Annotated in this window: 15 protein-coding genes; 10 read left to right on the plus strand and 5 right to left on the minus strand. The window is 59.7% G+C overall.

The annotated features are described in order from the left end of the window. Nucleotides 1-2 precede the first annotated feature (2 nt). Together CKW23_RS14745 and CKW23_RS14750 are read right to left on the minus strand one after the other, a co-directional pair. Nucleotides 3-719: an LrgB family protein gene (locus CKW23_RS14745; protein ID WP_025261980.1), complete on the minus strand. Its 717-nt coding sequence runs from the start codon at nucleotides 717-719 to the stop codon at nucleotides 3-5. Beyond that, complete coding sequence (locus tag CKW23_RS14750; protein WP_025261981.1) at nucleotides 716-1,078, minus strand: CidA/LrgA family protein; 363 nt, start codon at nucleotides 1,076-1,078, stop codon at nucleotides 716-718. Before CKW23_RS14750 ends, CKW23_RS14745 begins: the two co-directional genes overlap by 4 nt. Before the next feature lie 205 nt (nucleotides 1,079-1,283). On the opposite strand from CKW23_RS14750, the gene CKW23_RS14755 reads away from it, so the two are divergent. The 3 genes from CKW23_RS14755 to CKW23_RS14765 all read left to right on the plus strand — a co-directional run bounded on the left by CKW23_RS14755 (nucleotide 1,284) and on the right by CKW23_RS14765 (nucleotide 4,261). Then, on the plus strand, nucleotides 1,284-1,739 hold the full coding sequence (locus tag CKW23_RS14755) for a MaoC family dehydratase (protein WP_025261982.1): 456 nt from the start codon (nucleotides 1,284-1,286) through the stop codon (nucleotides 1,737-1,739). A gap of 128 nt (nucleotides 1,740-1,867) precedes the next feature. Beyond that, nucleotides 1,868-3,592 carry a C13 family peptidase gene (locus tag CKW23_RS14760; RefSeq protein ID WP_025261983.1) on the plus strand — a complete coding sequence of 575 codons (1,725 nt, stop codon included), beginning with the start codon at nucleotides 1,868-1,870 and terminating at the stop codon, nucleotides 3,590-3,592. A gap of 27 nt (nucleotides 3,593-3,619) precedes the next feature. Continuing rightward, nucleotides 3,620-4,261 (plus strand): oxidoreductase, encoded by a 642-nt coding sequence (locus CKW23_RS14765; RefSeq protein WP_025261984.1) that lies wholly within the window; start codon nucleotides 3,620-3,622, stop codon nucleotides 4,259-4,261. Between the two features lie 50 nt (nucleotides 4,262-4,311). Here CKW23_RS14765 and CKW23_RS14770 read toward each other — a convergent pair whose 3' ends face one another. The 3 genes from CKW23_RS14770 to mpl are packed head-to-tail and all read right to left on the minus strand — an operon-like array spanning nucleotide 4,312 to nucleotide 6,564. Beyond that, entirely contained in the window at nucleotides 4,312-4,596 is a 285-nt protein-coding gene (locus CKW23_RS14770; RefSeq protein WP_025261985.1) for a YceK/YidQ family lipoprotein, read from the minus strand. Then, nucleotides 4,589-5,218, minus strand: coding sequence for a flavin prenyltransferase UbiX (gene ubiX, locus CKW23_RS14775; protein ID WP_025261986.1), 630 nt, complete (start codon nucleotides 5,216-5,218; stop codon nucleotides 4,589-4,591). The genes CKW23_RS14770 and ubiX overlap by 8 nt, the downstream gene beginning before the upstream one ends. After that, nucleotides 5,215-6,564: a UDP-N-acetylmuramate:L-alanyl-gamma-D-glutamyl-meso-diaminopimelate ligase gene (mpl, locus tag CKW23_RS14780; RefSeq protein ID WP_095067790.1), complete on the minus strand. Its 1,350-nt coding sequence runs from the start codon at nucleotides 6,562-6,564 to the stop codon at nucleotides 5,215-5,217. Before mpl ends, ubiX begins: the two co-directional genes overlap by 4 nt. A 192-nt stretch (nucleotides 6,565-6,756) precedes the next feature. Here mpl and CKW23_RS14785 point away from each other — a divergent pair, with 192 nt between their 5' ends. The 7 genes from CKW23_RS14785 (at nucleotide 6,757) to ppa (ending at nucleotide 13,578) form a co-directional block, all read left to right on the plus strand. After that, complete coding sequence (locus CKW23_RS14785; RefSeq protein ID WP_025261988.1) at nucleotides 6,757-8,277, plus strand: aldehyde dehydrogenase family protein; 1,521 nt, start codon at nucleotides 6,757-6,759, stop codon at nucleotides 8,275-8,277. Between the two features lie 275 nt (nucleotides 8,278-8,552). After that, a complete protein-coding gene (locus tag CKW23_RS14790; protein ID WP_025261989.1) occupies nucleotides 8,553-9,947 on the plus strand; it encodes an ethanolamine ammonia-lyase subunit EutB in 1,395 nt (464 codons plus the stop codon). Beyond that, on the plus strand, nucleotides 9,944-10,783 hold the full coding sequence (gene eutC, locus CKW23_RS14795; protein ID WP_025261990.1) for an ethanolamine ammonia-lyase subunit EutC: 840 nt from the start codon (nucleotides 9,944-9,946) through the stop codon (nucleotides 10,781-10,783). The genes CKW23_RS14790 and eutC overlap by 4 nt, the downstream gene beginning before the upstream one ends. 84 nt (nucleotides 10,784-10,867) lie before the next feature. Continuing rightward, nucleotides 10,868-11,320, plus strand: a complete 453-nt coding sequence (locus CKW23_RS14800; RefSeq protein ID WP_025261991.1) for a GNAT family N-acetyltransferase — start codon at nucleotides 10,868-10,870, stop codon at nucleotides 11,318-11,320. A 162-nt stretch (nucleotides 11,321-11,482) separates the two neighbouring features. Next, nucleotides 11,483-12,130, plus strand: coding sequence for a DedA family protein (locus CKW23_RS14805; RefSeq protein ID WP_025261992.1), 648 nt, complete (start codon nucleotides 11,483-11,485; stop codon nucleotides 12,128-12,130). A 3-nt stretch (nucleotides 12,131-12,133) separates the two neighbouring features. Then, nucleotides 12,134-12,946 carry a zinc-dependent peptidase gene (locus CKW23_RS14810; protein ID WP_025261993.1) on the plus strand — a complete coding sequence of 271 codons (813 nt, stop codon included), beginning with the start codon at nucleotides 12,134-12,136 and terminating at the stop codon, nucleotides 12,944-12,946. A gap of 104 nt (nucleotides 12,947-13,050) precedes the next feature. Beyond that, entirely contained in the window at nucleotides 13,051-13,578 is a 528-nt protein-coding gene (gene ppa, locus CKW23_RS14815; protein ID WP_025261994.1) for an inorganic diphosphatase, read from the plus strand. Nucleotides 13,579-13,759: the final 181 nt, after the last annotated feature.

Genomic DNA, 13,759 nt, shown 5'->3' on the forward strand with positions numbered 1-13,759 from the left:
CCTTAAACAGCCAAAGACACGGCCAACGGCAGAAACAATGCAGTTGCAACACCCATCAGGCTCATTGCCAGAGCAGCAAAAGCGCCCGCCTCTTCTCCTTCCTGCAAGGCCAGCGAGGTTCCCACCGCATGAGCGGTAAGACCCAGCGCCATGCCGCGAGCCGCATGATTGTGCACCCGCGCCAGTGACAGCAGGCCCGGTCCGAAAATGGCACCGAACACACCGGTAATCAAGACGAACACCGCCGCCAGCGCCGCAACGCCACCGATCTGCTCGGCCACCAGCATCGCAATCGGAGACGTAACCGACTTGGGCGCCATGGTCATCAGGATCATGTGATCGGCGCCCAGCAACCAACCCAGGGACAGGCACAGGCCGGTGGCAAAAACACCACCAATCACCAGCGTAGTTAAGGTTGGCCACAACAACTGACGAATCCGCCGTAGATTCAGATAAAGCGGCACTGCCAGCGCCACCGTGGCAGGCCCAAGGAGAATGCCCAGGATCTCGGTGCTTTTGCGGTATTCGGTGTAATCCAGGCCGCAACTGAACAGGATGCCGATCACAACCACCATCGAAACCAGCACCGGCTGCAGAAACAGCCAGCGGGTTTTCTCATAAGCAGCCATCGCCAGCTGATAAGCGCCCAACGTGATAGCGATGCCGAACAGAGGGTGATGAATCACCGACATCCAGGCCCCGTGCCAATCCAGGTTCATGGCTGCTCCTGACGGCGCGACTGACGCTCGATGAGTTTCTGCATCAGCCAGCCGACAAAGGTCAGCGAGATGATCAGCGACAAAAAGAGGGTGCCGAAGATGGCCCAGAAGTCTTCGGCAATGGCCGAGGCATAAACCATCACGCCCACCGCAGGCGGCACCAGCAGCAGCGGCAGGTAACGCAACAGGCTGCTGGCTGCGACGCTGATGGGCTCGCTCACTTCACCGCGCCAGATCAGGTACACGATCATGAAGACCAGCCCGATGATCGGCCCCGGCAGTATCGACAAGAACAGATGATTGAGCGCCGTCCCCAGCAGTTGGAACAGCACCAGCCATGTCAGACCCCGTAACAGCATGGGAACTCCAATAGATAAATGAACCCAGTGAATTCACGGCGCCATTATAAACACGCTGCGTTCAACGCTATGGACAGGTATTCGCCTGCAAGGAGTCACTTGACCAACCGGCAACCCTCTGCTGATCTTGTCACTCGCCCGACAGGCAATATCCCTCACGGGTATGGGCACCAAGGTATAAAACCGAAAGATCAAGGAGAATGACATGCCTTTTGTACCTGCTACAGAGCTCAAGAACTACATCGGCAAGGAACTGGGACGTTCCGAATGGCTGACCATCGACCAGGAACGCATCAATCTGTTCGCTGAAGCCACCGGCGACTTCCAGTTCATTCATGTCGATCCGGTCAAGGCAGCGCAAACTCCTTTTGGCGGCACCATCGCCCACGGCCTGCTATCGCTATCGCTGATCCCCAAACTGATGGGCGACCTGCTGGTGGTGCCCGAAGGCCTGAAGATGGTGGTCAACTATGGCCTGGACAGCGTGCGTTTCGTTCAGCCGGTGAAGGTCGACTCACGGGTGCGCCTGAAAGTGGAACTCACTGACGCCACGGAGAAAAAACCGGGGCAATGGCTGCTCAAGGCCACGGCCACCATGGAGATCGATGGGCAGGAAAAGCCGGCCTTTGTTGCAGAGCCTTTGACCCTGTGCTTTGTGTAATCCCGCTGAAACATGAAACAGTCGTAACAGACTGTTTCACCCCTATTACTCGCTGCGGCATACTCCCACCAGTGTGACACGAACATCTGCTCAAGCAGAGTCACGGACCAACTCTCTTGGGATCTTAAATGCGCGCGCTTGCTCCTCTGGCTCTGACCCTCCTGATCGCTGGCTGCGGCGACAGCGAATCCCTGTTGCCTCCCGATGGCCTGCTGCCCGATGGCGGACGCTACCGTGGCGATCTGGTCAATGGCCGCTTACAGGGCGAAGGCCGTATCGACTATCCCAATGGCAGTTGGTACGCCGGCCAGTTCGAGAATGGTCTGCGCCACGGCCGTGGCGAATGGCATGCCAGCAACGGCGACATTTACACAGGTCAGTTCGAGCACGGCCTGTTTCAGGGTCAGGGCAAGCTGACCAGCGCTGGCGGGACTTACGTCGGCAGCTTCAAGCTCGGCCGTCGGGATGGCGAAGGCACCTGGCAGGAAAAGGGCACGCTCTACCGAGGTCATTTCAAGGCCGGTCAATACGATGGACCTGGACGTCTGGAGCTGGAAGACGGCAGCCAGTTCCAGGGCCAGTTCGCCCAGGGCAAACCCAACGGCGAAGGCGTGCGCACCGATGCCAGCGGCAATCAGTTCAGCGGCCCGTTCGTCAACGGTCAGCTCCAGGGTAACGGCAGCTTCGCAAGTGCCGATGGCGATCACTACATCGGCGGCTTTCGCAACAACCTGCTCGACGGCGATGGCCGCTACGAGAACAGCGACGGCGATGTCTGGAACGGCCAGTTCAAGGAAGGAGCGCTGACCGGCCAGGGCGAACTGATCGGATCGGACGGCAGCCGCTACAAAGGCCACTTCAACAATTGGCAGTTTTCCGGCGAAGGCCATCTGCAACTGGCTGATGGCAGCCACTACGTCGGCCAGTTCGCCAATGACACCTACCAAGGCCCCGGCGTGCTGACGTCCGCCGACGGTACCGAACTGCGCGGAGTCTGGGCCAACGGTCAGCGGATTCGTGACGCCCAGGGCAAGTTGCTGCCCGATCCACTGGAAGCTGGTCTGCTCGCCCAGGGCCCGTTGCTGGATAAAGCACTGGCCGCCGTACCCGCCTCGACACCCGGCCTGGAACTGTACAGCCTGGTGGTGGCCGGTGACGGCAAGCAGAGCGTGTTCATGCGCGAGGCCGATTACGTCAACAACCTGTTGGCGTCGCGGTTTGGCGCTTCAGGGCAAATCAGCCTGGTCAATCATCGCGACCACATGATCGACCGTCCACTGGCGACCCGCGAATCCATCAGCCGCGCTGCCCAGACCCTGGCGCAACGCAGCGGTCCGGAAGACCTGGTGTTCATTTACCTGACCAGCCATGGGACTCAGGATCATGAACTGGTGCTCGATCAGCCGCGTCTGTCACTGGCGGATTTGCCTGCCGATGCACTGGCCGCCGCACTGGCACCGCTGAAAGACCGCGACAAGGTCATCGTGATTTCTTCCTGCTATTCAGGTGGGTTCATCCCGGACCTCAAGGACGAACGAACCCTGGTCATGACAGCTTCGCGAGCGGACCGTGTATCGTTCGGCTGTTCGGAGGAAGCTGACTTCACCTATTTCGGTGATGCACTATTTGCCAGGGCACTGGTCGAAACCGATGACCTGCAACAAGCTTTCAACGATGCAAAAGCGTATGTCGCACAACGTGAAATCGAAGATGATTTCGAGGCTTCAGAACCGCAGATATGGGCCCCCAAGGGCGTCATTGCCCGCTGGCAACTCTTACGCAAGAATCAGGCAGAACGAGCGCTGAATACGACGTTGAATCGCAAGGAAGCGAAGACCTCCACTAGCCGCTAGGCTATTCAGTATCAAGGGAGAAACACTATGTACTTGACGCCGCAACACATCCTGCTTGCAGGGGCAACCGGACTCACAGGCGAACACTTGCTGGATCGTCTGCTCAACGAACCTACCGTCAGCCGCGTGCTGGCACCTACCCGTCGCCCATTGGCCGCCCACTCCCGCCTGGAAAACCCGGTGGGCGAACTGCACAGTCTTTTACCCACCCTCGGCGGCAAAGTGGATATCGCGTTCTGCTGCCTGGGCACCACCATCAAACAGGCAGGCTCGCAAGAGGCCTTCCGCGCCATCGACCTGAATATGGTACTGGCCGTGGGTGAACGTGCCCGCGCACTGGGTGCGCGGCATTTTCTGGTGATCAGCGCCATTGGCGCCGATGCCCGGTCCAGCGTGTTCTACAACCGCACCAAGGGTGAAATGGAAGAAGCCCTGCGAGCGCAGGACTGGCCGCAACTGACCATCGCCCGTCCGGCCCTGCTGGTAGGCAACCGCACGGAAACCCGCTGGGCCGAACAGCTCGCCGCACCGATTGCCAAACTGCTGCCCGGCAAATACGGCGCTATCGAAGCCTGCAGCCTGGCTCGCGCCATGTGGCGGCTGGCTCTGGAAGAGCAGGATGGTGTGCGGATTGTTGAGTCGGATGAGTTGCGCAAGTTGGGGAAGTGACGAAGTTGTTCGCGAATGAATTCGCTCCCACAGGGGTCATTCGCGAAAAATCAGAGCCCTCCCTGGGCCTGATAGCCAACCCCCAGCGCAGTCAGCAGAGACAACGGCAACAACAGGGTATCGAGCAATGCGCTGGCGGGTAAATCCAGGGCCGGGTACTCGGGCGCTTCGGCGCCGAAGCGGTCCTTCTCGCAGCAACCGCCTTGCATCGCATACAGATCAAGTCGTGTACCGGCATACACGACAGGCGCGCCCGGCTGGGCCGCATCCAGCGTCCTGACCGTGGCGCAGCCCGTCATGAGCAGCGCGACGGCGATCAGCAGGAGCTTATTCATCACTCCCCATATGATGCTCACCCCAACGCGGCAGCATGTCCTGAGGGATGTTCAACAGGTTGAGGATCCGTGCAACCACGAAATCCACCAGATCGTCGATGGTCTGCGGTTGATGATAGAAGCCCGGAGAGGCAGGCAGGATCACCGCCCCCATGTTCGACAGTTTGAGCATGTTCTCCAGATGAATGCTGGAGAAGGGTGCTTCACGCGGCACCAGAATCAACTGGCGGCGCTCCTTCAAAGTGACATCCGCTGCACGCTCGATCAGGTTGTTGCAAGCACCGCTGGCAATGGCCGACAAAGACCCCGTTGAACACGGCACCACCACCATGGCACTGGGCGAGCCCGAGCCCGAGGCCACCGGCGACATCCAGTCATCGCGACCATAGACGCGAATCTGTCCGGCCGTCGCGCCGGTGTACTCAGTCAGAAACGCCTGCATCATTGCGGGCTTGGGCGGCAGTCTCACGTCGGTTTCAGTCGCCATCACCAGTTGCGCGGCCTTGGAGATCAGGAAGTGGACTTCCCGGTCTTCACGCACCAGGCAATCCAGCAGGCGCAAGCCGTACTGGGCGCCCGAGGCACCGGTCATGGCCAGCGTAATACGCTCGGGGCCGCTCATTTCAGCGCCTCGGCCAGTTTGCCGTGCAGGCCGCCAAAGCCGCCGTTGCTCATGATCACCACATGGGTCCCTGGCTGAGCCTGGCTTTTGACTCGCTCGATGATCCCCTCAAGGGAATCGCTGACGATCGAAGGCACCGAACATTGCGCAGCGGTCGCGGCCAGATCCCAGCCCAGATTGGCCGGTGCATACCAGACCACCTGATCGGCCTGCTGCACGCTTTCCGGCAGACCATCGCGGTGCGCGCCAAGCTTCATGGAGTTGGAGCGCGGTTCGATAATGGCGATCACCGGCGCATCGGCGACTTTCTTGCGCAGGCCATCGAGGGTGGTGGCGATGGCCGTCGGGTGGTGAGCGAAGTCGTCATAGATAGTGATGCCGCGAACCTCTGCGACTTTCTCCATGCGGCGTTTCACGCTCTTGAAAGCACTCAGCGCCTCGACGCCCTGCGCAGGCACCACACCGACGTGTCGCGCTGCCGCCAGGGTCGCCAGGGCATTGGCCACGTTGTGCTGCCCGGTCATGTCCCACTCGACCACACCTTGCAACTGCCCCTCGAACAGCACTTCAAAACGCGAGCCGTCTTCACTCAACAGACGCGCCTGCCACTGGCCGTTCTGGCCTGTGGTTTGTACTGGCGTCCAGCACCCCATTTCAACGACGCGCTGCAAGGCAGGCTCGGTGGTCGGGTGAATGACCAGCCCTTCGCTCGGGATGGTGCGCACCAGATGGTGGAACTGTCGCTCGATGGCTGGCAGATCAGGGAAGATATCCGCGTGATCGAACTCAAGGTTATTGAGGATCGCGGTACGCGGGCGGTAATGGACGAACTTGGAGCGTTTGTCGAAAAAGGCGCTGTCGTATTCGTCAGCTTCGACCACGAAAAACGGCGTGCCGCCCAGACGCGCCGACACCGCGAAGTTCTGTGGAATGCCGCCGATCAGGAAGCCAGGACTCATGCCCGCATGCTCAAGCACCCAGGCCAGCATGCTGCTGGTGGTGGTCTTGCCGTGAGTACCGGCAACGGCCAGCACCCAGCGGCCCTGCAATACATGGTCGGCCAGCCACTGCGGGCCGGAAACATAAGGCAAACCTTTATTCAGCACATATTCGACTGCAGGGTTGCCACGCGACAGCGCATTGCCGACCACCACCAGATCCGGTGCCGGGTCGAGTTGGGCAGGATCATAGCCCTGAGTCAACTCGATGCCCTGAGCCTCCAGCTGGGTGCTCATCGGCGGGTAGACGTTGGCGTCGGAGCCCGTGACGCGATGCCCCAGCTCTTTGGCGAGTACCGCCAGCGAGCCCATGAACGTGCCGCAGATACCAAGGATATGAATATGCATGATGACCTCTTATAACATCCGCGCAGGGTAGCTCAGGACCGCTGAAATGGCACCCAGTCTTTGTCCGGTAGTGCGAAAGCCCGTGCCTGAATTTCATTCCCGAACCGGGTATAAATGGCCTACTCTTGGCTACTCTCTGCCACAGGTTTGACCACGCTGAATTCCCCACAACAAGAATCAGGAGACTTCACCATGCGTTACGCACATCCCGGTACCGAAGGCGCTCTCATCAACTTCAGGGAACGCTACGGTAACTACATCGGCGGCGAGTTCGTCGCTCCGGTCAAAGGCCAATACTTCACCAACACCTCACCTATCACCGGCAAACCCATCGCAGAATTCCCCCGCTCCACCGCCGAGGATATCGACAAGGCGCTGGATGCCGCCCACGCCGCCGCGCCAGGCTGGGGCACGACCTCAGTGCAAGAGCGTTCGCTGACGCTGCTGAAAATTGCAGATCGTATCGAAGCCAACCTCGAAAAACTGGCCATCACCGAAACCTGGGACAACGGCAAGGCGGTTCGTGAAACCCTGAACGCCGACATCCCTCTGGCCGTCGACCACTTCCGTTACTTCGCGGGCGTCCTGCGAGCCCAGGAAGGCAGCGCGGCAGAAATCGACGGCAATACCGTGGCGTATCACATCCACGAGCCGCTGGGTGTGGTCGGCCAGATCATCCCGTGGAACTTCCCGATCCTGATGGCCGCCTGGAAACTCGCGCCAGCCCTGGCCGCCGGCAACTGCGTCGTCCTCAAACCCGCCGAGCAAACGCCACTGGGCATCAGCGTGCTGGTCGAAATGATCGGCGACCTGCTGCCACCCGGCGTGCTGAACATCGTCCAGGGTTATGGCCGCGAAGCCGGTGAAGCGCTGGCCAGCAGCAAGCGCATCGCCAAGATCGCCTTTACCGGCTCGACACCTGTGGGTTCGCACATCATGAAACTGGCGGCGGACAACATCATTCCGTCCACCGTGGAGCTGGGCGGCAAGTCGCCGAACATCTTCTTTGAAGACATCATGAGCGCCGAGCCGGAGTTCATCGAAAAGGCCGCCGAAGGCGTGGTCCTGGCGTTCTTCAACCAGGGCGAAGTCTGCACCTGCCCTTCCCGTGCGCTGGTTCAGGAATCCATTTATCCACAGTTCATGGAAGCGGTACTGAAGAAGGTCCTGAAGATCAAACGCGGCGACCCGCTGGACACCGACACCATGGTCGGCGCGCAGGCCTCGCAGCAGCAGTTCGACAAGATCCTCTCGTACCTTGAAATTGCCCAGTCCGAAGGCGCCGAGCTGCTGACCGGCGGCAAGGTGGAAAAACTGGAAGGCGATCTGGCGACCGGCTACTACATCCAGCCGACGCTGCTCAAAGGCAACAACAAGATGCGCGTCTTCCAGGAAGAGATCTTCGGCCCGGTGGTAAGCGTCACGACCTTCAAGGACGAAGCAGAAGCCCTGGCCATCGCCAACGACACCGAGTTCGGCCTGGGTGCCGGGGTATGGACCCGCGACATCAACCGCGCTTACCGCGTCGGTCGTGCCATCAAGGCCGGTCGCGTCTGGACCAACTGCTACCACCTGTATCCGGCGCATGCGGCGTTCGGTGGTTACAAGAAATCCGGCGTAGGTCGCGAAACCCATAAAGTGGCGCTGGAGCATTACCAACAGACCAAGAACCTGCTGGTGAGCTACGACACCCATCCGCTGGGGTTCTTCTAACGAGCCTTTTGTTCGCGAATGAATTCGCTCCCACCGATCCGTGTGGGGCGGATTCATCCGCGAACAAGCCAACGCACCAATCCCGGGCAACCCACGCCCCGCGTTAAGGCAACGCCCGCTCAATCACACCCCGGCACCCCACAAATTCGCACTTCCATTCACTATGGAGTATTAATTGCTTACATCGCTTCCCACAGTCGCTTGAACCGGAACGTCACCGGTTTGACCGAAAGACCACGTCCGACGCCAACGGCGGGACGTCATGGAGAATCTGTATGGCAAGCTTTTCCCAGGCTATCGGTGCGCTGACGTACCGTTTCGACAGCCTCAAGGACGTGATGGCAAAAGCCAGTCCAGCCCGCTCCGGCGATTTTCTGGCCGGGGTTGCAGCGCAAAACGATGGTGAGCGAGTCGCCGCACAAATGGCGCTGGCCAATATTCCCCTCAAGCACTTCCTTGAAGAAGCGCTGATCCCTTACGAACAAGACGAAGTCACCCGCCTGATTATCGATACCCACGACAAGCTGGCCTTTGCCACCGTCAGCCACCTGACCGTGGGCGGTTTTCGTGACTGGCTGCTCAGCGACAAGGCCGACGAAACCAGCCTTCGCGCCCTGGCTCCCGGCCTGACGCCGGAGATGGCCGCCGCCGTCTCGAAAATCATGCGCGTGCAGGACCTGGTGCTGGTGGCGCAGAAGATTCGCGTCGTAACACGCTTTCGCAACACCGTAGGCCTGCGCGGACGCCTGTCGACGCGGCTGCAACCCAATCACCCGACCGACGAGCCATCGGGCATTGCGGCCAGCGTGCTGGACGGCCTGCTGTACGGCAACGGCGATGCCATGATCGGCATCAACCCGGCTACCGACAGCACCTCGTCCATCGTCGCACTGCTGGAAATGCTGGATGCGATCATTCAGCGTTATGAGATCCCGACTCAATCCTGTGTGCTGACTCACGTCACCACTTCCATTGAAGTGATCAATCGCGGCGTACCGGTCGATCTGGTTTTTCAATCCATCACCGGCACCGAGGCTGCCAACGCCAGCTTCGGGATCAACCTGAAGCTGCTGCAGGAAGGCTACGAAGCAGGCCTGAGCCTCAATCGCGGAACGCTCGGGCAGAACCTGATGTATTTCGAGACCGGTCAAGGCAGCGCGCTGTCGGCCAACGCTCACCATGGCGTGGACCAACAGACCTGCGAAACCCGCGCCTACGCAGTGGCCCGGCATTTCAACCCGTTTCTGGTCAACACAGTGGTCGGCTTCATTGGCCCGGAATACCTGTACAACGGCAAACAGATCATCCGCGCCGGGCTCGAAGACCACTTTTGCGGCAAGCTGCTGGGCGTGCCCATGGGCTGCGATATCTGCTACACCAACCACGCCGAAGCCGATCAGGACGACATGGACACCTTGCTGACCCTGCTGGGCGTGGCGGGGATCAACTTCATCATGGGCATCCCCGGCTCGGACGACATCATGCTCAATTACCAGACCACCTCTTTCCATGACGCGCTCTATGCGCGGCAGAGCCTGGGCTTACGCCCTGCCCCCGAATACGAGGCCTGGCTGGAAAAAATGGGCATCTTCACCCAGGCCGATGGCCATGTGCGCTTTGGCGACAGCCTGCCACCGGCCTTTCGCCAGGCTCTGGCGCACCTGGCATGAGTGAACTTTCCATGACCGACGACACACTTCCCAACCCATGGCTGGAATTGCGCCGCCTGACCCCGGCGCGCATTGCCCTGGGCCGTACCGGCACCAGCCTGCCGACCAACGCACAACTGGACTTCCAGTTCGCCCACGCCCAGGCCCGGGACGCGGTGCACTTACCCTTCGATCATGCAGGGCTGAGCGCCCAACTGGCAGAAAAAGGCCGTGAAACGCTGCTGGTGCACAGCGCCGCCGCAGATCGCCACAGCTACCTGCAACGCCCGGACCTGGGACGACGCCTGGACGAAGACTCGGCCAAACAGTTGAAGGATTACGCTGCCGCCCATCCCGGCGGCGTCGATCTGGCCATCGTGGTTGCCGATGGTCTGTCATCACTGGCCGTTCATCGCCATACCGTCCCGTTCCTGGCGCGCATGGAAGAACAGGCCACCGCCGAAGGCTGGACGCTGTCCCCCGTGATTCTGGTGGAGCAGGGCCGCGTCGCCATCGCCGATGAAATCGGTGAACTACTGGGCGCAAAGATGGTGGTGATCCTGATCGGCGAGCGCCCGGGCCTGAGTTCCCCGGACAGTCTGGGTCTATATTTTACCTATGCGCCCAAGGTTGGCCTGAACGACGCCCATCGAAACTGCATCTCCAATGTGAGACTGGAGGGCCTGAGTTACGCAATGGCGGCTCATCGCTTGCTTTATCTGATGCGTGAAGCCTGCCGGCGACAGGTTTCGGGGGTGAACCTCAAGGATGAAGCCGAATTGAAGACTGTGGAATCGGATAACGCAGCCGATAACAAGGGTAACTTCCTGCTCGCAGGCCCGGTTGAGCCGCTTTAGATTGCGCTTTCTAAAGCCAGTCGGCAGCATCGAACCGTCGCCCGAGCACACTGCATTCGCCCATAGTGAAGTTGAGGCCCAATCATGCGGATCATAAAAGCAACTCTTGAACACCTGGACCTGCTCTGCCCGCTGTTCATCAAATATCGCGAATTTTATGGCGAGTTGCCCTTCCCGGATTCGTCACGCGACTTTCTGGAAAAGCGTCTGCGCCGCGATGAGTCCGTGATCTATCTGGCACTGGCCAAGGATGACGACACTAAAGTGCTGGGCTTCTGCCAGCTCTACCCAAGCTTCTCGTCGCTGTCGCTCAAGCGCGTGTGGATTCTCAACGACATCTACGTCGCCGAAGACTCCCGCCGCCAACTGGTCGCAGACCACCTGATGAAGCATGCCAAACAGATGGCCAAGGAAACCCATGCCGTGCGCATGCGTGTGTCCACCAGCAGCGACAACGAAGTGGCACACAAGGTCTATGAGTCCATTGGTTTCAAGGAAGATACCCAGTTCAAGAACTACGTATTGCCGATCAACTGATCTCTGCGTCTTTTCTTCGCGACTGAAGTCACTCCTCACTCAGGTAGGACTTCAGTCGCGAAAAACACTCCCACCTGTTTATCCCTCTATAATGCCGCGCGTACCGCACAGTAGTTTCTTCCGCACGTGCCCTGTTCCAAGGGTCTGGCCTCAGGTATACCAATGGAATTCAACCCCCTAGACTTCATCCTGCACCTCGATGTGTATCTCGACATGCTGGTAGACAACTACGGCACCTGGATCTACGCCATCCTGTTCTTGGTGATTTTCTGTGAGACAGGGTTGGTCATCATGCCCTTCCTGCCTGGCGACTCGCTGCTGTTCATCGCGGGTGCAGTAGCAGCCGGTGGCGGCATGGACCCGGTTCTGCTGGGCGGGCTTCTGATGCTGGCAGCCATATTGGGCGACAGCACCAACTACATCATCGGGCGAACCGCCGGAGAGAAGCTGTTCAACAACCCGGACTCGAAAGTCTTCCGCCGCGACTACCTGATTCGCACTCAGGTGTTCTACGCACGCCATGGCGGCAAGACCGTGACACTGGCGCGCTTCCTGCCGATCATTCGTACCTTCGCGCCCTTCGTCGCGGGCGTTGGCCGGATGAACTACCTGCGCTTCCTGGGCTTCAGCGTGCTGGGCTCGATCCTGTGGGTCGGCAGTCTGGTCACGCTGGGGGTCTATTTCGGCAATGTGCCTTTTATCAAGCAAAACCTGACACTGCTGGTGCTGGTGATCATTCTGATTTCCCTGCTGCCCATGATCATCGGCCTGATCCGCAGTCGCACAGGCCGCTCGGCGGACGCACGCTGAGCCATGTGGTCTTTCAGTAACTGGCGCAGGCAGCGCACGCTGGCCAAAAACCCCGTCGCCCCCGAAATGTGGGCACGGGTGCGCCAGCGGCTGCCGATTCTGGACGGTTTGAGCGACGCGCAGGATCAAGCCCTGCGCAACGCCTGCGTACTGTTCCTGCAAGCCAAACACCTGACGGCCCTGCCCGGCGTAGAACTGGATGATGAACAGCGGCTGTTTCTTGCGGCCCAGGCCCAGTTGCCGCTGCTCAACCTCGAGGACCTGAACTGGTATCAGGGTTTTCATGAAATCGTCCTGTACCCCGGCGACTTCATCAGCCCACAACGCCATCGCGATGCCAGCGGCATCGAACATGAATGGGATGGCGAACACAGCGGCGAGGCCTGGCAACAAGGCCCGGTGATTCTGGCATGGCCGGGCGTGCTGTCCAGTGGCGACTGGGATGCCTATAACCTGGTCATCCACGAACTGGCGCACAAACTCGACATGCTCAATGGCGATGCCAACGGCCTGCCGCCGCTGCACGCAGACATGCGCATCAGCGAGTGGGCCAGCGTCATGCAAAACGCCTACGACGATCTCAACCGGCAACTGGACAACGATCCAGACATCGAAACGGTCATCGACCCTTACGCCGCCGAAGACCCTGCCGAATTCTTCGCCGTGACCAGCGAGTACTTTTTCAGCGCGCCCGACCTGCTGCACGACACCTACCCCGAGGTCTATGAGCAACTGAAGGCCTTTTACCGCCAGGACACCCTGGCACGCCTGGAGGCCCTGCAAAAGGGCGACACCGCGTCTCAAAGCCAGCACTGATCCAACGCGATGCGTGTCAACGCCAACAGAATATGCCTATAATCCGGCCCACTTTTTGGCGTTAATGCCAATATCTGTCTGGTCAACTACGGGGGCAAAACCCAATGAGCTACAGCAAGATTCCGGCTGGTAAAGACCTGCCGAACGACATCTACGTCGCTATCGAAATCCCGGCCAACCACGCGCCGATCAAATACGAAATCGACAAAGAATCCGATTGCCTGTTCGTTGACCGTTTCATGGCCACCCCGATGTTCTACCCGGCCAACTACGGTTTCATCCCTAACACCCTGGCTGACGACGGTGACCCCCTCGACGTGCTGGTCGTAACCCCGTACCCGGTTGCTCCAGGTTCGGTCATCCGCGCTCGCCCGGTTGGCATCCTGAACATGACCGACGACGGCGGCGGCGATGCCAAGGTTATCGCTGTACCACACGACAAGCTGTCCCAGCTGTACGTCGACGTGAAAGAGTACACCGACCTGCCAGCCCTGCTGCTGGAACAGATCAAGCACTTCTTCGAGAACTACAAGGATCTCGAAAAAGGCAAATGGGTGAAGATCGAAGGCTGGGGCAATGCTGACGCAGCACGCGCCGAGATCCTGAAATCGGTTGAAGCCTACAAAGGCTGATCACCCGCTTCCCCGCTTCGGAACACCTGACCGGGTGTTCCGAACACCCTCTGCAAAACCCTCGCCTCCCCACTGCTCCTGCCTCGCACCCCCTCCAGAACATCATCAATAAACAAACGTATAAAAATACATCCCTCATTGTAAAACGCGATAAACAAACCGTGAGCGCCGCACAATCGGT

Origin of the sequence: Pseudomonas sp. Irchel 3A18 (assembly GCF_900187465.1) — a bacterium.
GTDB classification, from domain to species: Bacteria; Pseudomonadota; Gammaproteobacteria; order Pseudomonadales; family Pseudomonadaceae; genus Aquipseudomonas; species Aquipseudomonas cichorii.

What these genes read in the sequence shown, in the direction of transcription:
- CKW23_RS14760 (WP_025261983.1), top strand. Translation starts at nt 1,868, where the DNA reads ATGCGCGCGCTTGCTCCTCTGGCTCTGACCCTCCTGATCGCTGGCTGC.
- CKW23_RS14800 (WP_025261991.1), top strand. Translation starts at nt 10,868, where the DNA reads ATGCGGATCATAAAAGCAACTCTTGAACACCTGGACCTGCTCTGCCCG.
- CKW23_RS14790 (WP_025261989.1), top strand. Translation starts at nt 8,553, where the DNA reads ATGGCAAGCTTTTCCCAGGCTATCGGTGCGCTGACGTACCGTTTCGAC.
- ubiX (WP_025261986.1), bottom strand. Translation starts at nt 5,218, where the DNA reads ATGAGCGGCCCCGAGCGTATTACGCTGGCCATGACCGGTGCCTCGGGC.
- CKW23_RS14755 (WP_025261982.1), top strand. Translation starts at nt 1,284, where the DNA reads ATGCCTTTTGTACCTGCTACAGAGCTCAAGAACTACATCGGCAAGGAA.
- CKW23_RS14785 (WP_025261988.1), top strand. Translation starts at nt 6,757, where the DNA reads ATGCGTTACGCACATCCCGGTACCGAAGGCGCTCTCATCAACTTCAGG.
- mpl (WP_095067790.1), bottom strand. Translation starts at nt 6,564, where the DNA reads ATGCATATTCATATCCTTGGTATCTGCGGCACGTTCATGGGCTCGCTG.
- CKW23_RS14750 (WP_025261981.1), bottom strand. Translation starts at nt 1,078, where the DNA reads ATGCTGTTACGGGGTCTGACATGGCTGGTGCTGTTCCAACTGCTGGGG.
- CKW23_RS14745 (WP_025261980.1), bottom strand. Translation starts at nt 719, where the DNA reads ATGAACCTGGATTGGCACGGGGCCTGGATGTCGGTGATTCATCACCCT.
- ppa (WP_025261994.1), top strand. Translation starts at nt 13,051, where the DNA reads ATGAGCTACAGCAAGATTCCGGCTGGTAAAGACCTGCCGAACGACATC.
- CKW23_RS14770 (WP_025261985.1), bottom strand. Translation starts at nt 4,596, where the DNA reads ATGAATAAGCTCCTGCTGATCGCCGTCGCGCTGCTCATGACGGGCTGC.
- eutC (WP_025261990.1), top strand. Translation starts at nt 9,944, where the DNA reads ATGAGTGAACTTTCCATGACCGACGACACACTTCCCAACCCATGGCTG.
- CKW23_RS14810 (WP_025261993.1), top strand. Translation starts at nt 12,134, where the DNA reads ATGTGGTCTTTCAGTAACTGGCGCAGGCAGCGCACGCTGGCCAAAAAC.
- CKW23_RS14805 (WP_025261992.1), top strand. Translation starts at nt 11,483, where the DNA reads ATGGAATTCAACCCCCTAGACTTCATCCTGCACCTCGATGTGTATCTC.
- CKW23_RS14765 (WP_025261984.1), top strand. Translation starts at nt 3,620, where the DNA reads ATGTACTTGACGCCGCAACACATCCTGCTTGCAGGGGCAACCGGACTC.